Here is a 19,329-nt window from a genome sequence, read left to right as displayed (position 1 = left end):
ATTGGGCTCTTGCATTTGCTTTCAAACTGTTTGCTTTCTCTGTCATTGAGCCTCCTTCTGGCGATCCCTGCAAAAGCCCAGACAGACGCCCAAATTCAAGCGCGTTTGGCTTTGGCAACGGCTTATTTGCATGCAGAACTGTTCTCGCTGGCCATGCTGGAAACAGACCAAGTCTTGACACTTTCGCCTCAACTGCCCGAGGCTTTTGGGCTGAAAGCGGTTATTTATCAAAAACAAGGTCGTTTGGCCTTGGCGGGCAGTTTTTTCCAGAAAGCCAGTCATTTAGCGCCTCGAAGTGCTCAAATTGCCCATAACTGGGGCGTTTTTGAATGCGAACAGGGGCTTTTTGAGTCTGCTTTTTTGAAATTTGAGCTGGCGCAACGCCATTCTGAGGGTTTGGAAAGAGACAAAAGCTTGTGGATGTGGGGCATTTGTTTGCTTCAAAACCAGCAATGGGAAGCGGCGCATTTGAAAATGAATGAGTCGTTCCAACGTCAGCCCAGCTTTATTTCTGAAGCGCTTGTTTTGGCCAGTCTCAAAATTCAGCTAGGAAGAGACGCAGAAGCTGAGAAAATTCTAGACAAAGTGAACGATTCTCCCTCTGTCAGTGCACAATCGCTATGGTTGTCTGTGCAACTCGCACAACGGCAAAATCAAGCAGTTAAAAAGAACCATTGGGGCAAGATGTTAGGACTTCTATTTTCAAATTCAGTGCAATGGCGCGCATACCAAGTGGAGGCATCTCATGACTGAATCCTTGAAAGACGCCGTCATGCCGCTGATGCCCGCTTCGCCAGGTGCATTGATCAAAGCGGGTCGTGAGCGTGCAGGAGTGCACATGGCTGTGTTGTCAGTCAATTTGAAAGTCTCGATCAAACAGCTTGAGGCGCTTGAAGCTGACCAGTTTGAATTGTTGTCGGGCCCCGTTTTTGCCCGTGCCTTGGCTGCCAAGGTGTGTCGTTTTGTCAAAATTGATCCTGATCCCGTGTTGGCCCTGATGCCAGCCGCCACCAATGGTTTGAAGCCATTGCATATTTTGGGGGCAGACACTTCGCCTTCGTATCAGTCAAGTCCCAGCGCTTCCAATCCCAATTCCATGGGAATGGGATTGAAACTGGGGCTATTGGCTTTACTCTTGATTCTCTCAAGTTTGGTCTTTGGCACGCGTTGGATTGTGACTTCATTCAACCTGGACAGTCTGTTTGTAACCAACGAGGTGGTGCCAACCATGCCGCCGGTTCAAGAGCCCGTTTCAACGGATGCGGCACAAACAGATTTGCCCAAAGCCATGGTGTACGACAGCGCAACGCCGTCGGCTGTTGCGCCGCCTGTTGCGACATCCCCCTCAGTTGCAACGCCCACGGCTGGATCCACGTCAACTGCAAGCCCATCTTCTTCCAACCCGCCATCAGAGACAAACAAATGAAAGAGCCCGTCGCTATTCCAGCCGCCTCACCTTTGCCTCGACGCAGTTTGCAAGCCATTGTCCAATGGGGGCAACGCATTGTCACGGTGGGTGGCAATGCACCGGTACGTGTGCAATCGATGACCAACACAGACACGGTGGATGTCATTGGCTCAGCCATTCAAGTCAAGGAATTGGCTCTGGCGGGATCTGAAATGGTGCGCTTGACCGTCAATACACCTGAAGCTGCTGAGGCCGTACCGCACATTCGCGATCAACTCGACAAAATGGGCATTGATGTTCCCCTTATTGGCGACTTCCATTACAACGGACATCGCTTGTTGAACGATCATCCTGCGTGCGCAGAAGCCTTGTCCAAATACCGCATCAACCCTGGCAACGTGGGCAAGGGCGACAAGCATGATTTGCAATTTGGCCAAATGATTGAAGCGGCCATGAAGTGGAACAAGCCCGTTCGCATTGGCGTCAATTGGGGTAGCTTGGACCAAGAATTGCTGGCTTCGTTGATGGACCAAAACAGCCAACGCGCAACGCCTTGGGAATCTCGTCAAGTGATGTACGAGGCACTCATTACTTCGGCCATCACCTCTGCCAACAAAGCCCATGAAATGGGCATGGCACGCTCGCAAATCATCTTGTCTTGCAAAGTTTCTGGCGTGCAAGATTTGATTGCTGTTTATCGAGAGTTGGCCCGACGCACTGACTATTCTTTGCATTTGGGTTTGACCGAAGCCGGTATGGGCACCAAAGGCACCGTGGCATCTGCCACAGCCTTGTCCATTTTGCTGCAAGAAGGCATTGGTGACACCATCCGTGTATCACTGACGCCCCAGCCCGGAGAAGCCCGCACGCAAGAGGTGGTCATCGCCTCTGAAATTTTGCAGTCCCTGGGCTTGCGAATTTTCGTGCCCAGTGTGACCGCCTGTCCTGGTTGCGGCCGCACCACCAGCAGCACTTTCCAAGAATTGGCCAAACAAATCGACGATTTTTTACGTGCACAAATGCCGGTGTGGCGTTCGCAATACCCGGGCGTTGAGAACTTAAAATTGGCCGTCATGGGTTGCATCGTGAATGGCCCCGGCGAAAGCAAGCATGCCGACATCGGCATCAGTTTGCCTGGCACAGGCGAAGCACCCGCTGCACCGGTCTTCATTGATGGCGAAAAGAAACTCACCTTGCGGGGTGACAACATTGCCCAAGAATTTCAAGAACTGGTGTCTAAGTACATCGAGCAAAGGTTTGGCAACACCACAAGCACTGCCCATTGAATTTTATGTCTGACAAGAAATCGATCGAGGCCAGCCCCAAGGCTGCAGCTTTCAAAAAACTCACTGCCGTCAAAGGCATGAACGACATCCTTCCAGGTGAGTCTGGTAAGTGGGAATGGTTAGAAGGCACCGTACGAGATTTGATGGCGCGCTATGCCTATCGGAACATTCGCACGCCCATCGTCGAGCCTACCGCCTTGTTTGTGCGTGGCCTGGGTGAGGTCACTGACATTGTCGAAAAAGAGATGTACTCTTTTGAAGACAGGCTCAACGGTGAGGCCCTCACATTAAGGCCCGAAAGTACAGCGGGTGTGGTACGTGCTGTAGTTGAGCACAACATGCTCTACGAAGGCGGTAAGCGCCTCTACTACATGGGCCCCATGTTTCGTCACGAACGTCCCCAGCGCGGGCGCTACCGACAGTTCCATCAAATTGGCGCAGAAGTCTTGGGCTTTCAGGGTCCTGAAATTGATGCAGAAGTGATTTTGCTGGCCCACGATTTGTGGAAAGCCATTGGCTTGAAAGATGTTCGCCTTGAGCTCAACAGTTTGGGCCAACCGCCCGAGCGCTTGGCTCACCGCGCAGCGCTCATTGCACATTTCGAAAAACACCAAGAAGTGTTGGACGAGGATGCCAAGCGCCGTCTGTATTCCAACCCATTGCGAATTTTGGACACCAAAAATCCAGCCATGAAGGATGTGGTTGAAGCCGCGCCTCGCTTGATGGACTTTTTGGGTGAGCAGTCTTTGGCGCATTTCAATGCCTTGCGGCAAATCTTGGACGCCAATGGCGTTCAATATTCTTTGAACCCCCGCTTGGTGCGGGGCATGGACTACTACAACTTGACGGTGTTTGAATTCATCACCGATCAACTCGGTTCTCAAGGCACGGTTTGTGGCGGTGGTCGATACGACTATCTCATCGAGCAAGTCGGTGGCAAGCCTGCGCCGGCGGTGGGTTGGGCTTTGGGCATCGAGCGGGTTTTGGCATTGCTGGAAGAGCAGGGGGCAGCAGTGCCCACGGCCGTACCACACGCCTATGCCATCGTGCCTGATGCGCAAAGCTTGCCAGTTGTCTTGAAGCACTTGCGTCAATTGCGCGCCTTGGGTGTCCACGTTCAAATGCATGCGGGATCGGGTGAGGGAATTGGCAGCATGAAGAGCCAATTCAAGAAAGCCGATACCAGTGGCGCACATTTCGCCCTCATTTTTGGGGCCGATGAGCTGGCTCAAAACACGGTTTCTGTGAAGTCACTGCGGGACGGCGGTGGCGCACAAAGAACAGAATCATTGGAAAACCTGGGTGCTTGGGCACACAGCCTACAATTGACCTCTTGATACAAAGCTGAATATGTCCTCACATCTCGACCTCGAAGAACAAGAACAACTTGACGAACTCAAGCACTTTTGGAAGCAATACGGCAATGCCATAACCTGGGTGCTGATTGCCGTGATGGGTTCCTATGTCGGCTGGAATGGTTACCAGTATTGGCAACGCCAGCAGGCGACCAAGGCATCCGCTTTATTTGATGAAGTCGAACGTACAGCTGCATCAGGTGACGTTGCCAAACTGGAGCGCTCTTGGGGGGACATGAAAGAGCGTTTCCCACAAACCACCTATGCAGCCCAGTCAGCACTTTTGGCGGCCAAAGTATTTCAACAAAATGAAAAGATGGAAGCAGCTCAGTCTGCTTTGAAATGGGCCAGCGAGAATGCAGCCGATGAGGCCAGCGCTCAATTGGCTCGCATTCGATTGGCCAATTTGCAAGCGCAGCAAAAAGCCTACGATGAAGCACTCAAAACATTGTCCAAGCCTTTCACACCAGCTTTTGCAGGCTTGGCGGCTGATGTCCAGGGTGACATTGGTGTTGCTCAAAACAAACCTGCAGAAGCAGTCAAAGCTTATTCGGACGCATGGACGCAGCTTGCAGACAATGCTGAATACCGCCGTTTGGTTGCGGCCAAATTGAATGCTTTGGGTTTTGATCCAACCCTCGCCAAGGGTGCGACGAAATGACCATGTCACTTCACAAACGATTAGTCGCTTTCGCAGCTTTTGCCGCCACGGCATTGCTCTTGGGTGCTTGTTCAAGCACGCCAGACAAGCCGACGCCCACAGCCTTGGGCGATTTCAAGGAGCAGCTTAGCGTCAGCAAGCTTTGGTCAACTCAGATCGGACCCGTCTCTGCGCCTCTCACAGCTCAATTGAACGGCACTCAATTGGCCCTTGCAAGCGCAAATGGTTTGCTGAGTTTGGTGAATGCTGAAACAGGCACCGAGGCATGGCGCTTCGCATTGAACACATCGCTGTCTGCGGGTGTTGGAACCGATGGCAATCGCCTGTCTGTCATCACCAAGTCCAACGAGTTGGTGACAGTTGCCGATGCCAAAGTTTTGTGGAAAGTGAAGTTGCCAGCTTTGTCCTTCACTGCGCCCTTGGTGGCAGGTGGCCGTGTTTTTGTACTCACAGCTGATCGAACTGTGATCGCTTTTGATGGCGCTTCGGGCCAAAAGCTTTGGAGTCAGCAGCGCACGGGTGATGCCCTGGTCCTGAAGCAAGCGGGCATCTTGACCAGTTATCAAGACAACTTGCTGGTGGGTCTTTCAGGTCGACTGGTGGCCATGAACCCAAGCAATGGCGTCACACGTTGGGAGGTCACCATTGGTTCATCCCGCGGCACGAACGAAGTTGAACGTTTGGTTGACTTGGTCTCGGGTGTTTCGCGCGTGAACAACGTCGTTTGCGCGCGTGCTTTCCAAACTTCAGTGACCTGCGTTGACGCACAAAGAGGAAGCAACCTTTGGACCCGTGCTTCACAAGGTCATGTCGGTGTGAGTGGTTCACAGGCAGCTCTTTTTGGTGCTGAGTCCGACGGCAAATTGGTGGCTTGGAACCGTGCAGGCGGTCAAGTCTTGTGGCAATCTGAAGCCTTGCGTTTTCGTGGCCTGACTGCACCAGTTGCAGCCGATGGACAGTTGGTGGTGGGCGATGATTTGGGTTGGTTGCATTGGATGGATGCAGGCAATGGACAAACGCTTGCGCGAATACAAATCGATGCTTCTGGCATTGCCATGCCGCCCGTTCCTCATGGAAAAACTTGGGTTGTGATCACGAAGAGTGGCTTGGTTCAAGCCCTGCGTGCCAACTAACACCCAACTGAAAGATTGATTTGAAACCCGTACTGGCTTTGGTCGGACGCCCCAATGTAGGCAAGTCCACGCTCTTTAACCGTCTTACCAAAAGTCGCGATGCTATCGTGGCCGATTTTGCAGGACTGACCCGCGATCGTCATTACGGCCAAGGCCGGCAGGGCCGCTACGAGTACATCGTCATTGACACAGGCGGTTTCGAGCCCGACGCCAGTTCTGGTATCTACAAAGAAATGGCCAAACAAACGCAACAAGCTGTCGCAGAGGCTGACGTGGTTGTGTTTGTGGTGGATGCTCGCGCTGGTGTGTCAGCGCAAGATCACGACATCGCCAAATACCTTCGAAGAATTGGCAAGCCCTGTTTGTTGGTGGCCAACAAAGCCGAAGGCATGCGAGAAGGCGTCCAAATCAGTGAGTTTTACGAATTGGGTCTGGGTGACGTGATTCCTGTATCGGCCGCACATGGTCAAGGCGTCAGAAGCTTGGTCGAGCTGGCGCTGGACCCGCTCATGTTGCCTGAAGACGATGAAGATTCAGAAGTTGACACGACAATCGTGAAACTGGCAGTGGCGGGGCGCCCCAACGTTGGCAAATCAACGCTCATCAACACTTGGTTGGGAGAAGAGCGCTTGGTCGCTTTTGACATGCCTGGCACCACGCGAGACGCCATCACGGTTCCATTTGAGCGCGATGGTCAAAAATTTGAACTGATCGATACGGCGGGTCTGCGGCGCAAAGGCAAGGTTTTTGAAGCCATTGAAAAGTTTTCCGTGGTGAAGACTTTGCAAGCCATTGAATCTGCCAATGTTGTCTTGCTGTTACTCGATGCCACACAGGGTGTGACCGAGCAAGACGCCCACATTGCCGGATTTATTTTGGAAAGCGGTCGAGCCGTGGTCTTGGCAGTGAACAAGTGGGATGCCGTTGATGAGTACCAGCGTGAATTGGTGCACCGCTCCATCGAGAACCGATTGCCATTCCTCAAGTTTGCCAACCTGCACACCATTTCTGCCAAAAAGCGTCAAGGTCTGGGTCCTGTTTGGAAGTCCATTTCCCAGGCGCACAAATCTGCCATGGTCAAAATGTCCACACCGGTTTTGACACGATTGCTGTTGGAGTCGGTGCAGTTCCAAAGTCCACAGCGTGGCGGTATGTTCCGTCCCAAGCTGCGATATGCCCATCAAGGCGGGATGAATCCGCCGGTCATTGTGATTCATGGCAATTCACTGGAGCATGTGACTGAAACCTACAAGCGTTACTTGGAGGGGCGCTTTAGAAAGCACTTTGACCTCTCGGGGACACCCCTTCGAATTGAGATGAAAACGTCGCAAAATCCCTACGCCGACAAAGATTCGGACTGATTTGTAAGGTTTTTAAAGATTGCAATTCTCAATGCCTTCCAAGCTTGTGTTAAGGTAAAACCCTTAATTCATTTCAGAACACGGAGAATATCGTGAACAACAAAGGGCAACTTTTGCAAGATCCCTTCCTCAACGCCTTGCGCCGCGAGCATGTGCCAGTTTCCATTTATTTGGTCAATGGCATCAAGCTTCAAGGCCAAATTGAGTCTTTTGACCAGTACGTCGTTTTGCTTCGCAATACCGTCACTCAAATGGTCTACAAGCACGCTATTTCCACCATTGTCCCTGGTCGCGCAGTGAACCTTTCCGGTACTGACGCTGCTGAAGACACGCCTGCTTAAATTTTTCCTTTGAGCAAAGAATCGGTGGATTCAACGCCGGCCTTGTTGGTCGGTGTTGATTTTGGTTTGCCACATTTCGATGGTGAACTGGATGAACTTAGCCAATTGGCCCTCACTGCGGGCATGCAGCCCGTGGCCAAAATAACCTGCAAGCGCAAAGCCCCCGATGCGGCATTGTTTGTGGGTTCAGGTAAGGCAGACGAAATTAAATTCATGGCCGAGCAAATGGGCGCTCGTGAAATTCTGTTCGATCAATCGCTCAGCCCAGCGCAACAGCGCAACCTAGAGCGTCACATGGGTCTTCCAGTCAACGATAGAACGCTCCTTATTTTGGAGATTTTTGCGCAACGCGCGCGCAGCCATGAAGGTAAATTGCAGGTTGAGTTGGCCCGCCTGCAGTACCTCAGCACGCGCTTGGTTCGACGTTGGTCGCACTTGGAGCGGCAGCGTGGCGGCATTGGCACACGGGGTGGTCCTGGCGAGACTCAAATCGAATTGGACCGGCGCATGATCAGTGACGCCATCAAGCGCACCAAAGAGCGCTTGACCAAAGTCAAAAAACAAAGGTCGACGCAAAGGCGTCAGCGCGATCGTCGTAACGCTTTCAATGTTTCTTTGGTGGGTTACACCAACGCGGGAAAATCAACTTTGTTCAATGCCTTGGTCAAGGCAAGAGCTTATGCCGCTGATCAGTTGTTTGCCACCCTCGACACCACCACACGTCAGCTGTATCTGGGTGAGGCGGGCCGCAGTGCTTCGGTCTCAGACACGGTGGGTTTCATTCGTGATTTGCCTCATGGTTTGATCGATGCGTTTCAAGCCACCCTGCAAGAGGCTGCTGATGCCGACTTGTTGATTCACGTGGTGGATGCATCCAATCCCAACTTCCCAGAACAAATGACGGAAGTTCAGCGTGTTTTGCATGAAATCGGGGCCGATCACGTGCCTCAATGGCTTGTATTTAACAAAATAGACAACCTTCCCCCAGAGCGTTGTCCTTTGGCTTTTCAAGACGAATACGAAGTGGATGGCCAGGCACTGACGCGCATTTTTGTCAGTGCGCAGTCTGGCGAAGGCTTGCCGTTGTTGCGTCAATGGCTGGCCCAAGAAGTCATGAAGGACTCGGCAGAGCCTACGCCAGCAACAGATCCACGTTTTGCCCTTGATAATTTCGGGGAAAATTCAGACGACCTCCCATAATTCACACTGGGATTGGGCACAATGAGTGCAAGCAGATCAATCAGCTAGAAAAACAAATGAACTTTAATCCCCGTGCTTTAGGCTGGACAGCCATTCCGCAACGCATTCGCGGCATGTTCAATTTGAACGACCCGCGCTGGGGTCGTGGAGACGACAAGCCATCCCAAGAGGGGCAAGACGGCTCGCATCCTTCTGCGCCGCCCTCTGGCCAGTCTCAACAACCCCATGGCAATCCTTCGGGTTCATCTTCCAACAAACCGGGTGCCCAATCGGGCCCCCCTGATTTGGACGAACTTTGGCGTGATCTGAATCGCAAGCTGTCTCAGTTCTTGGGTGGCAAAAATGGCGGACCACCCCACAAAGGTCCACCCAACGGCGCTTCTCCTAATGGCATTCCCCCTGTCTTCAGGAATTTAGGTGTTGGCGTTATTTTGGGCGCTTTGTTGCTGATCTGGATGGGCACAGGCTTCTTCATTGTGCAAGAGGGTCAACAAGCTGTGATCACGCAGTTTGGCAAGTACAAAGCCACTGTCGGTGCTGGTTTTAATTGGCGCTTGCCTTATCCCATTCAAAAGCATGAGTTGGTGTTTGTGACTCAAATTCGTTCAGTTGACATTGGCCGCGACAATGTCATCAAGGCCACCGGTTTGCGTGAATCTGCCATGTTGACGGAAGACGAGAACATCGTCGAAATAAAATTTGCAGTGCAGTACCGTTTGAACGATGCACGCGCCTATTTGTTTGAAAGCAAAAATCCCACCGAAGCTGTCGTTCAAGCTGCTGAAACAGCTGTGCGTGAAGTGGTCGGCAAAATGAAAATGGACTCAGCCCTTGCAGAAGAACGAGATCAAATTGCACCGCGCGTTCGTGCGCTGATGCAAAACATTTTGGACCGTTACAAGGTGGGCATTGAAGTGGTTGGCATCAACTTGCAGCAAGGTGGCGTGCGTCCACCCGAGCAAGTGCAGGCTGCATTCGACGATGTGCTCAAAGCGGGGCAAGAACGTGAACGCGCTAAAAACGAAGCGCAAGCTTACGCCAACGATGTGGTGCCACGTGCTGTGGGTGCAGCGTCACGTTTGAAAGAAGAGTCGCAGGCCTATCGCGAGCGAATTGTGGCGCAGGCCGAAGGTGACGCACAACGCTTCAAAGCGGTGTTGCCCGAGTACCAAAAAGCCCCTCAGGTGACGCGTGATCGCATGTACCTTGACGCCATGCAGCAGATTTACACCAACGTCACCAAGGTGGTGGTGGACAGCAAACAGGGTTCCAACCTGATGTATTTGCCCTTGGACAAATTGATGCAAGTCACTAGTTCACCCTTGGCCCCAGGCGCTTCGCCGGAGGTCAATGCCAACGGCAATGCCGCGTCAGCTGCCCCTGCTCAAGTCGCGCCACCTGTTGACCCCAGATCTCGAGACAGCCTTCGCTCTCGTGACCGTGATATTCGTTAAGGACTCAGCAAAATGAATCGTATTGGAATGTGGGCCTCGTCCCTGTTGCTGGTCTTGGCTTTGGCCAGTTCAATGTTGTTCGTGGTGGATCAACGCCAATTTGGCGTGGTTTATGCACTCGGTCAAATCAAAGAAGTGATTACTGAGCCAGGTCTGAACATCAAGTTGCCACCGCCCCTTCAAAATGTCACCTACATCGATAAACGTTTGTTGACTCTGGACAGCCCAGACACCGAACCCATGTTGACTGCAGAAAAGCAGCGTGTGGTCATTGACTGGTACGTGCGTTGGCGCATCACCGATCCAATGGCCTACATTCGAAACGTTGGCCTGGACGAAAAGTCAGGTGCCAACCAATTGAACCGCGTTGTTCGAAATGCTTTTCAAGAAGAAATTAACAAACGCACGGTCAAGGATTTGTTGTCTTTGAGCCGCGATGTTCTGATGAACGACGTCAAACGTGAAGTCTTGGAAAAGGTGCGGGGCGACAAGCCTTGGGGTGTTGATGTGGTGGATGTGCGCATCACGCGCGCTGACTATGTCGATGCCATCACTGAGTCTGTCTACCGACGAATGGAGGCCGAACGCAAACGCGTTGCCAATGAGCTTCGTTCAACCGGTGCGGCCGAGGGTGAAAAAATCCGAGCCGATGCGGATCGGCAACGCGAAGTGACCATTGCCAATGCTTACCGCGAAGCCCAAAAAATCAAAGGGCAGGGCGATTCTCAGGCAGCACGCATTTACAACGAAGCTTTTGGACGTGATCCTCAGTTCGCACAGTTTTATCGCAGCTTAGATGCTTATAAAGCCAGCTTTGCCAAGAAGAGCGATGTCATGGTCTTGGACCCTAGCAATTCAGACTTTTTCAAAACCATGCGGGGCAACGTAGCACCTGCACCCGTTGCAGCACCTGCTAAGAAATAAGTGGACTTTGGGGCCTCCATCCTGGCGGCAATCGCCCTGGTTTTGATTTTTGAGGGGCTTTTGCCCCTCATTTCACCCACCCGATGGCGTGAAATGTTCACCCAGTTGTTGCAACTACAAGACGGTCAAATTCGATTTTTTGGCTTGGCCATTGTCTTGCTTGGCTTCTTTCTTTTAATTTGGCTCATTTAGACCCTGTTTGAACCGGTAAAATCCCTGTTTTAACAGCCCCCTTATTTGCCATGTCCGCTTGGGTCCTCCCGGATCACATCGCCGATGTCTTGCCTTCAGAAGCCAGACACATCGAAGAACTCCGAAGATTGCTTTTAGACACAGCCCGAAGCTATGGCTTTGAGTTGGTGTCGCCGCCCCTGCTGGAGCACATTGAGTCTTTGCTCACTGGCACAGGCAAGGCCCTTGACCTTCAAACCTTCAAACTGGTCGATCAAATATCAGGTCGCATGATGGGTTTGCGTGCCGACACCACGCCACAAGTTGCGCGCATTGATGCGCATTTGCTCAACCGCCAAGGCGTCACTCGCCTTTGTTACTGTGGCCCCGTTTTACACACCCAACCCGACCGTCCACACGCCACACGCGAGCCTTTGCAATTGGGTGCCGAAATTTTTGGCCACTCTGGCCTAGAGGCCGATTTAGAAGTCTTGCAATTGGCCCTTGATTGTTTGCATGCAGCGCAAATGGGTGAAGTGCTGGTGGACTTGGCCGATGCGCGAATTGTCAGCAGCTTGCTTGAAGGCTTGTCTTTGAATGAAGCAACGCGGGGCGATGTGTATGCCGCCTTGGCGTCCAAAAATTCTTCTGCCCTTGCTGAATTGACTCAAAAATTTCCAACGGACATTCAAGCTGGATTGATGAGTCTGATTGATTTGTACGGCGATGCATCTGTCTTGAACCGTGCACTGGCCATATTGCCCGCCAAGCCCCAAATTCAATTGGCCATTGATCAGTTGAAATGGCTCAGTGAACAACTTCCGCAAGTTCAATTTAAATTTGATTTAGCCGACGCTCGTGGCTATGCGTATTACAGCGGTCTGCGATTTGCAATTTATGCCAAAGGTGCCAGTGACGCAGTGGTTCGCGGTGGTCGCTATGACGGTGTGGGTGCTGTGTTCGGCCACGAAATCAGCCGAGATCGGCCAGCTGTCGGTTTCAGTTTGGATCTGAAGCAGTGGGTCGGTGCAGTGCCTCAACTCACGCTCAAGGCGGCCATTCGCGCACCTTGGGGAATGTCGACTGATTTGCGTTTGGCCATTGCCAAACTTCGCCAGCAAGGCGAAACAGTTGTCTGTATCTTGCCGGGACACGACAGCGAAATTGATGAATTCCAATGCGATCGCCAACTCATCGAAGTGGCGGGGCAGTGGGTAGTTAAAGCCATTGAAAACAAAGCAAAATGAACATGACCAAAGGACGTAACGTTGTCGTTGTGGGCACCCAGTGGGGTGACGAGGGCAAGGGTAAATTAGTGGACTGGCTGACTGAAAGTGCACAAGGTGTTGTGCGCTTTCAAGGCGGTCACAACGCAGGCCACACCTTGGTGATCAATGGCGTCAAAACAGCGCTGCATTTGATTCCCAGTGGCATCATGCGCCCTGGCGTGAAGTGTTACATCGGCAATGGTGTGGTGCTGTCCGCTGGGAAGTTGTTTGAAGAAATTGCGGGCCTGGAAAAAGCGGGTGTTGAAGTGCGCTCGCGTTTGCGCATCAGCGAAGCCTGTCCTTTGATCTTGCCATTCCATGCGGCCATTGATGTGGCACGCGAAGCGGCGCGCGAACAGGGTGGCGCTGAGAAAATTGGCACGACAGGTCGCGGCATTGGCCCTGCCTACGAAGACAAAATTGCGCGTCGTGCACTGCGTGTTCAAGACTTGAAATATCCAGAACGCTTTGCAGGCAAGCTTAAAGAGTTGTTGGACTTGCACAACCATGTGCTAACCTCTTTCTTGGGTTCAGAGAAATTCACTTTTGGTGATGCCCTCAAGCCATATATTCAAAATGGCCAAGTTCAGTTTGACGTGGTTTACAAAGAGGCGATGGAACACGCAGCGCTGCTCAAACCCATGATGGCCGACGTGTCTCGCGAACTCAATGATGCACACCGCTTGGGTGCCAACTTGCTGTTTGAAGGTGCACAAGGTACTTTGCTCGACATCGATCACGGCACTTATCCTTATGTCACTTCCAGCAATTGCGTGGCAGGCAATGCCGCAGCGGGCTCAGGTGTCGGCCCTGGCATGTTGCACTACGTGTTGGGCATTACCAAAGCATATTGCACACGCGTCGGCGGCGGTCCTTTCCCGACCGAACTTGAATGGGAAAAAGAAGGCACACCCGGTTGGCACATGAGCACGGTGGGCGCTGAAAAAGGTGTGACCACTGGCCGCAGCCGCCGCTGTGGTTGGTTCGATGCCGCTTTGCTCAAGCGCAGCGCACAAGTCAATGGCTTGTCGGGCTTGTGCATTACCAAGCTGGATGTGTTGGATGGCTTGAAAGAGTTGCAACTCTGCACGGGTTACGAACTCGATGGCGAAGTTGTCGACATTCTGCCGATGGGGGCCGATGACATTGCCCGTTGCAAACCCATTTATGAAACCATTCAAGGCTGGACTGACAGCACGGTCGGTGTGACGCAGTTGGACAAATTGCCAGTCAATGCCCGTTTGTATTTGCAACGCATTGAAGAGGTCACGGGTGTACCCATTCACATGGTCTCCACCAGCCCAGACCGTGATCACACCATCTTGATGCACAACCCCTTTGCGGCCACTCATTAATTCATTTTCAACACCTCATTGCACTTTGGCGTGCAGTGAACAAACCATCGGAGAACATTCATGCTGACTGAAGACGGCAAACACCTGTACGTAAGCTACGACGAGTACCACAACCTGATTGAAAAGCTGGCCATCAAGGTGCACCAATCCGGCTGGGAATTTGACACCATCTTGTGCTTGGCCCGTGGCGGCATGCGTCCAGGCGACATTTTGTCGCGCATTTTTGACAAGCCTTTGGCCATCATGTCGACCAGCTCTTATCGCGCAGATGCAGGCACTGTTCAAGGTCACTTGGACATCGCCCGTTTCATCACAACTCCTAAAGGCGAGATCGCTGGCCGTGTTTTGTTGGTAGATGATTTGGCCGACTCGGGTCACACCTTGAACGCGGTGGTCAACATGCTCAAAACCAACTACAAGCCCATCACTGAATTGCGCAGTGCCGTGATTTGGACCAAGGGTGTTTCCGGTTTTCAGCCTGATTACTCGGTTGACTTTTTGCCTACCAACCCTTGGATTCATCAACCATTTGAAGGCTATGACAGCCTCAATCCAGAAAAATTGATGGAAAAGTGGAAAGTCTGAAGGTAGGATATTGGGATGTCTGAAAAAAACACATCCCACACGTCAACCCAACTGATACACCACGGCTACACGCCACCGGCTGAGTTCCAAGCACCTCAGCCGGGTATTTTCAAAGCCTCAACGGTTTTCTTTCCCAATGTGGCCGCCATGCGCCAGCGGGAATGGAAAGACAAATCCGCCTACACCTACGGCACCCACGGCACTCCCTCATCCTTCACCTTAGAAGAACGCCTTTGCACCTTAGAAGGTGGCAAACATTGCGTGCTCACGCCCAGTGGTTTATCCGCATTGGCGGTGGCAGCATTTGCAGTTCTGAAAACTGGCGACCATGTGCTCTTGCCAGACAATTCATATGGCCCCAACAAAACATTGGCGGAAGGTGAATTGCAGTCCTTTGGCATCACGCACACGTACTACGATGCCATGAACCCCAAAGACCTGGCTGACAAAATTCAAGCCAACACCAAGCTGGTTTGGCTGGAGGCGCCAGGCTCTGTCAGCATGGAGTTTCCTGACCTCATTGCGTTGGTTCAAACATGCAAAACGCACTCGGTGATCACGGCCTTGGACAACACTTGGGGCGCAGGCTTGGCTTTCAAGCCCTTTGATTTGTTAGGCGACGGCAGCCTGTCTGTTGACATGACAGCCCATGCGTTGACCAAGTACCCCAGTGGGGGTGGCGATGTCCTGATGGGCAGCGTCATGACCTGTGACGATGGTTTGGCCATGAAGCTCAAACTGACCATGATGCGATTGGGCATTTGTGTAGGGCCCAACGATGTCGAGTCAATTTTGCGTTCACTGCCCACCATCACCTTGCGCTACGAGGCTCAAGATCAAACGGCTCGAAAATTGGCCACTTGGTGGCAATCACAAACGGCGTGTGTGCAAGTGATGCATCCTGCCATTGAAGGCTCGCCTGGCCACGCTCACTGGAAAGCTTTGTGTGCCCCTCATGGGGGGGCCGGTCATGCGGCGGGTCTGTTCAGTGTCATGCTAAGCCCCAAACTGACGCAAACTCAAGTGGATGCGTTTTGCGACACTTTGAAGCTCTTCAAAATTGGCTACAGTTGGGGCGGCCCTGTGAGTTTGGTGGTGCCTTACAACATCGCCAGCATGCGCTCCGATTGGCCTGCACAGTTGCAGCCAGGCTTCTTGGTTCGATTCTCTACGGGATTTGAATCTGCCGATGATTTGATGGCTGATTTGTCACAAGCCGCAACGCACTGCTTGAATATTTGATCAATTTGCCAAGAGATGGATGGCAAGCTGATACAGTGGATGCCATTCATTAGAAAGAAACATCTTGGCAACTCCCAATTACGGCTACGAAAAACGTCAAAAAGAATTGGCGAAGAAGCGCAAGAAAGAAGACAAACTGAAAGCCAAAGCTGAGCGCAAATTGGACTCGCCCGACGGTGAGTCCAATGACCCAGAACTGGGTCAAGATTCAGATTCGAATTCAGAGCCCCATACTTCTCAGCCCAATTTGCCACAGCCCTGAATTGCTTTTCTTTTAAGGCTTTGCCTGTAGCATTTTTTTCAATTGCGGCCACACATTTTTCATCATCAAGGGCTGTGCTTTTTCGTTTGGATGAATGCGGTCGGCCTGAAACCACTTCAAGGGATCGGGGTCGTCTGCAACGCCTTTGAGAAACTGCTGGTTCAAGGCTGCTCCCGTCGACTTGCTGACCTTTTCATAAGCCGTTGACATTTGCTTCAGGTAATTGGCGCCGTAGTTGGGCGGGACTTGCATCGCAATCACCAACACCTTGGCACCCGTTGCTTGACTGGCTTTGATCATCGTCAACAAATTGCTTTGGGTCAGGTTCATGTCCAAGCCTCGCAATGCGTCGTTGCCCCCCAGCTCAATGATGACCACATGGGGTTGGTGAAGTTTGAGCAGCGAGGGCAGTCGCGTGACGCCCCCTGAAGTTGTGTCACCACTGATGCTGGCATTGATCAATTGAACGGGCGTTGATTCGCGCTGGGCTTGTTGGGCCATGTGATCGACCCAGCCTGTGCCACGCGTCAGTCCATACTCGGCACTCAGTGAATCTCCCACGATCAAGACTTTGGGGGCTTGTGTGGGTGTCTGTGTTGAGGTGTTTTGCGCAAAGCTCGTCGCAACAGATAAACCCATGGCCAACAAGCCCACAACAAGGCGGTTAAAGTGTCGAAATCGCAATAAAGGTAGGTGCATGTCAGAAACAATCATTTCAATCCAGCACGTCAGCAAAGCCGTACAGGATGTCAGCGGAACGCTGTCTATTTTGCGTGATATTGATTTCACCGTAAAAGCTGGGGAGACTGTGGCCATTTTGGGCGCATCCGGCTCGGGCAAAAGTACTTTGTTGTCATTGATGGCGGGCCTTGACACGCCTACTGAGGGGCGTGTCATGTTGGCGGGCAAATCTTTGTTTGACATGTCAGAAGACGAACGTGCAGCATGGCGCGGTCAGCAATTGGGATTTGTCTTTCAGAATTTTCAACTCATGGGCCATTTGACTGCACTGGAAAACGTCATGTTGCCACTAGAGCTGGCGGGTCATCGAGACGCATCTCGATTGGCCAAGGACATACTGACCCAGGTTGGCTTGTCGCAGCGTTTGACGCATTTCCCTAAAGTGTTGAGTGGTGGAGAACAACAACGGGTTGCATTGGCCAGGGCTTTTGTGGTTCAGCCTCAGCTTCTGTTGGCGGATGAGCCGACAGGCAGTCTCGATGCGCAAACCGGTGAAAGCATCATGGATTTGATGCTCTCCATGAATCAAGCCCGAGGGACCACCCTCATTTTGGTCACACACGACCACAAATTGGCCCAGCGTTGCCATAGAACGCTCACTTTGCAAGCTGGACAGCTCATATCCCAAGGATAATCGGGGCATGTCTTCTCCCAAAGTTCTTTTCGGCTTCCATGCCGTGGGTGTCCGTTTGAAAACGGCACCGCAATCCATTGTTGAAATTTATTTCGAGTCCACCCGCCGCGATGCTCGCATGCGCCAATTCATTGAACGCGCTCAAGAGGCCGGTGTTCGACTCATTGAAGCAGACAGCATGCGTTTGGCCAAGTTGGCCGGCAGCCACGGCCACCAAGGCGTGGCTGCGCGCGTAGAAACACTGCCCCAAGCGCATTCCCTCGACGATTTGTTAGATCAAGTTCAAGGGCCACCTTTGCTGTTGGTTTTGGATGGCATCACGGACCCCCATAACTTAGGTGCATGCTTGCGTGTGGCCGATGGCGCCGGTGCGCATGCCGTCATTGCCCCAAAGGACCATGCTGCTGGCATCAATGCCACAGTGGCCAAGGTGGCCAGTGGTGCTGCTGAAACAGTCCCTTATTTCATGGTGACCAATTTGGCGCGCACTTTGGGTGAATTGAAAGAACGCGCCATTTGGGTGATTGGTACCAGTGGTGACGCGTCCAAAAATATTTACCAGGTGGACCTCAAAGCGCCTGTTGCGTTGGTGCTGGGTGCAGAAGGTCCAGGCATGCGTCAATTAACGCGCAAGACCTGCGATGAGTTGGTTAGCATCCCGATGCAAGGCGCGGTTGAAAGCCTGAATGTGTCTGTGGCAAGTGGTGTTTGCTTGTTTGAAGCCGTGCGGCAACGTCTGGCTTAAAGCAGGCCAGCACCACCCAAAACGCCACCAATGGCAATCATCCACAGCAGATGCAAATTGGTTCTAAGCATTAACACGGTTGCAGTCGCTGTCACCAACCAAAGCTTCCAGTCTTGCTGAAAGTCTCGGTGAGCGGCTGACAGCAACCAACCTGTCGACACCAACAGACCAATGACAATGGGGGCCATGCCAGATTTGAAGGCGCGCACAGAGCGTAAATTTCGATTTTTATGAGTCCATTGAGTGGCTTGGTACGTCAAGATGGAGGAGGGCAGCATGATGCCCACCATGGTGATCAACACGCCCAACATGCCTAACGCCCATGCATGCGGACCCGCAGACAATCCGCCACCCGCATTGAGGCCAATGTTCCATCCCATCAAAGCCACAAACAACACATTGGGGCCAGGGGCAGACTGGGCCAATGCAATTGATGAGGAGAATGAGGCATCGGTCAGCCAATTCTTCTCGTCCACCAAATACCGATGCATTTCAGGCGCGGTGGTGATGGCACCTCCCACGCCAAGCACTGACAGCAGGGCAAAGTGCGTGAACAGACTCAGCCAATCCTGAGGACTTAAATTCAAGACCTCATTCATTTGGTGTCAGCCTCATGCAGCTTGGATGTGATCCCCAAAGCACGGTAAGTGAGTAGGCAAGCGAGCAGCCCTAAGCCGAGCAAGACCCAAATCAAAGAAATGCGAAAAATACCAACCGCCGCGAAAGTGATAAGGGCAAAGGTAATGGCCAGCCAAAGCCCGAGCGGGTTTTGAGGCATTGTCTTGGAGAGTTTCAAGCCTGTTGCAATGATCAAGCCGCCCGACACAGCCCCCATGCCTTTGAGCGCACCTTGTGCCACAGCACTGTCTGACACGCCACCGAACAAAATGGCCAAGGTCAAGACCAGCAGCATGGGCGCCATGATCAGGCCACTGACTGCAGCCAGTGCACCCGCGAGACCAAAATATTTGCCGCCCAACATCAAGCAAAGGTTGACCACATTGGGGCCTGGCATGACTTGCGCTACCGACCATTCCTCCACAAATTGCGCTTGTGTGAGCCACTTTCGACGGTTGACCAATTCGTGTTGAACGATGACCAAGACGCCGCCAACACCCTGAAGAGCCATCAGGGTGAAAGCCACGAAGAGTTCGGTCTTTGATTGGGGCTGTCGAATTTCAGATTCTTCAGAAGTCATGCGTC

Annotated in this window: 22 protein-coding genes; 19 read left to right on the top strand and 3 right to left on the bottom strand. The window is 52.4% G+C overall.

The genetic code is table 11. From position 1 onward, the window contains the following. Positions 1-45 precede the first annotated feature (45 nt). The 17 genes from L103DPR2_RS09145 to L103DPR2_RS09065 all read left to right on the top strand — a co-directional run bounded on the left by L103DPR2_RS09145 (position 46) and on the right by L103DPR2_RS09065 (position 16,006). The gene (locus tag L103DPR2_RS09145; protein ID WP_156339881.1) at positions 46-753 is read left to right on the top strand and encodes a hypothetical protein; all 708 of its coding nucleotides are present in this window, start codon (positions 46-48) and stop codon (positions 751-753) included. Next, on the top strand, positions 746-1,426 hold the full coding sequence (locus L103DPR2_RS09140) for a helix-turn-helix domain-containing protein (protein WP_055360810.1): 681 nt from the start codon (positions 746-748) through the stop codon (positions 1,424-1,426). Before L103DPR2_RS09145 ends, L103DPR2_RS09140 begins: the two co-directional genes overlap by 8 nt. Next, on the top strand, positions 1,423-2,694 hold the full coding sequence (gene ispG, locus L103DPR2_RS09135; protein ID WP_055360809.1) for a flavodoxin-dependent (E)-4-hydroxy-3-methylbut-2-enyl-diphosphate synthase: 1,272 nt from the start codon (positions 1,423-1,425) through the stop codon (positions 2,692-2,694). Before L103DPR2_RS09140 ends, ispG begins: the two co-directional genes overlap by 4 nt. A gap of 5 nt (positions 2,695-2,699) precedes the next feature. Beyond that, positions 2,700-4,031, top strand: coding sequence for a histidine--tRNA ligase (hisS, locus tag L103DPR2_RS09130; protein WP_055360808.1), 1,332 nt, complete (start codon positions 2,700-2,702; stop codon positions 4,029-4,031). Between the two features lie 13 nt (positions 4,032-4,044). Then, entirely contained in the window at positions 4,045-4,710 is a 666-nt protein-coding gene (locus tag L103DPR2_RS09125; protein WP_055360807.1) for a YfgM family protein, read from the top strand. Positions 4,711-4,712: 2 nt separating this feature from the next. Further along, on the top strand, positions 4,713-5,843 hold the full coding sequence (gene bamB / locus L103DPR2_RS09120) for an outer membrane protein assembly factor BamB (RefSeq protein ID WP_055361956.1): 1,131 nt from the start codon (positions 4,713-4,715) through the stop codon (positions 5,841-5,843). A gap of 20 nt (positions 5,844-5,863) precedes the next feature. Beyond that, complete coding sequence (der, locus tag L103DPR2_RS09115) at positions 5,864-7,204, top strand: ribosome biogenesis GTPase Der (protein WP_055360806.1); 1,341 nt, start codon at positions 5,864-5,866, stop codon at positions 7,202-7,204. 92 nt (positions 7,205-7,296) lie between these two features. Continuing rightward, complete coding sequence (gene hfq / locus L103DPR2_RS09110) at positions 7,297-7,545, top strand: RNA chaperone Hfq (protein WP_055360805.1); 249 nt, start codon at positions 7,297-7,299, stop codon at positions 7,543-7,545. A gap of 9 nt (positions 7,546-7,554) precedes the next feature. Next, positions 7,555-8,745 (top strand): GTPase HflX, encoded by a 1,191-nt coding sequence (hflX, locus tag L103DPR2_RS09105; protein WP_055360804.1) that lies wholly within the window; start codon positions 7,555-7,557, stop codon positions 8,743-8,745. A 56-nt stretch (positions 8,746-8,801) separates the two neighbouring features. After that, a complete protein-coding gene (hflK, locus tag L103DPR2_RS09100; protein WP_055360803.1) occupies positions 8,802-10,199 on the top strand; it encodes an FtsH protease activity modulator HflK in 1,398 nt (465 codons plus the stop codon). 12 nt (positions 10,200-10,211) lie between these two features. Then, positions 10,212-11,123 carry a protease modulator HflC gene (gene hflC, locus L103DPR2_RS09095; RefSeq protein ID WP_055360802.1) on the top strand — a complete coding sequence of 304 codons (912 nt, stop codon included), beginning with the start codon at positions 10,212-10,214 and terminating at the stop codon, positions 11,121-11,123. Next, positions 11,124-11,315 carry a DUF2065 domain-containing protein gene (locus tag L103DPR2_RS09090; protein ID WP_055360801.1) on the top strand — a complete coding sequence of 64 codons (192 nt, stop codon included), beginning with the start codon at positions 11,124-11,126 and terminating at the stop codon, positions 11,313-11,315. Between the two features lie 50 nt (positions 11,316-11,365). Continuing rightward, a complete protein-coding gene (locus tag L103DPR2_RS09085; RefSeq protein ID WP_055360800.1) occupies positions 11,366-12,541 on the top strand; it encodes an ATP phosphoribosyltransferase regulatory subunit in 1,176 nt (391 codons plus the stop codon). Further along, the gene (locus tag L103DPR2_RS09080) at positions 12,538-13,917 is read left to right on the top strand and encodes an adenylosuccinate synthase (protein ID WP_055360799.1); all 1,380 of its coding nucleotides are present in this window, start codon (positions 12,538-12,540) and stop codon (positions 13,915-13,917) included. The genes L103DPR2_RS09085 and L103DPR2_RS09080 overlap by 4 nt, the downstream gene beginning before the upstream one ends. 60 nt (positions 13,918-13,977) lie before the next feature. Then, positions 13,978-14,502: a phosphoribosyltransferase gene (locus tag L103DPR2_RS09075; RefSeq protein WP_055360798.1), complete on the top strand. Its 525-nt coding sequence runs from the start codon at positions 13,978-13,980 to the stop codon at positions 14,500-14,502. 15 nt (positions 14,503-14,517) lie between these two features. Beyond that, positions 14,518-15,744: a PLP-dependent transferase gene (locus tag L103DPR2_RS09070; protein ID WP_055360797.1), complete on the top strand. Its 1,227-nt coding sequence runs from the start codon at positions 14,518-14,520 to the stop codon at positions 15,742-15,744. Positions 15,745-15,808: 64 nt separating this feature from the next. After that, positions 15,809-16,006, top strand: a complete 198-nt coding sequence (locus tag L103DPR2_RS09065) for a hypothetical protein (protein WP_055360796.1) — start codon at positions 15,809-15,811, stop codon at positions 16,004-16,006. Positions 16,007-16,018: 12 nt separating this feature from the next. Here the strand turns inward: L103DPR2_RS09065 and L103DPR2_RS09060 are convergent, their stop codons facing one another. Next, positions 16,019-16,705 carry an arylesterase gene (locus L103DPR2_RS09060; protein WP_055361955.1) on the bottom strand — a complete coding sequence of 229 codons (687 nt, stop codon included), beginning with the start codon at positions 16,703-16,705 and terminating at the stop codon, positions 16,019-16,021. Between L103DPR2_RS09060 and L103DPR2_RS09055 the strand changes: the two genes are divergently transcribed. Further along, positions 16,704-17,381, top strand: a complete 678-nt coding sequence (locus tag L103DPR2_RS09055; RefSeq protein WP_055360795.1) for an ABC transporter ATP-binding protein — start codon at positions 16,704-16,706, stop codon at positions 17,379-17,381. The genes L103DPR2_RS09060 and L103DPR2_RS09055 overlap by 2 nt on opposite strands. Positions 17,382-17,388: 7 nt before the next feature. Continuing rightward, entirely contained in the window at positions 17,389-18,126 is a 738-nt protein-coding gene (rlmB, locus tag L103DPR2_RS09050; protein WP_055360794.1) for a 23S rRNA (guanosine(2251)-2'-O)-methyltransferase RlmB, read from the top strand. Here rlmB and L103DPR2_RS09045 read toward each other — a convergent pair. Next, on the bottom strand, positions 18,123-18,725 hold the full coding sequence (locus tag L103DPR2_RS09045; RefSeq protein WP_055360793.1) for a chromate transporter: 603 nt from the start codon (positions 18,723-18,725) through the stop codon (positions 18,123-18,125). The two genes, rlmB and L103DPR2_RS09045, sit on opposite strands and share 4 nt — an antisense overlap. After that, positions 18,722-19,324: a chromate transporter gene (locus L103DPR2_RS09040; protein ID WP_055360792.1), complete on the bottom strand. Its 603-nt coding sequence runs from the start codon at positions 19,322-19,324 to the stop codon at positions 18,722-18,724. The genes L103DPR2_RS09045 and L103DPR2_RS09040 overlap by 4 nt, the downstream gene beginning before the upstream one ends. Positions 19,325-19,329: the final 5 nt, after the last annotated feature.

Origin of the sequence: Limnohabitans sp. 103DPR2 (assembly GCF_001412575.1) — a bacterium.
Taxonomy (GTDB): Bacteria; Pseudomonadota; Gammaproteobacteria; order Burkholderiales; family Burkholderiaceae_C; genus Limnohabitans_A.
This window is presented reverse-complemented; position numbering and strand designations above follow the sequence as displayed.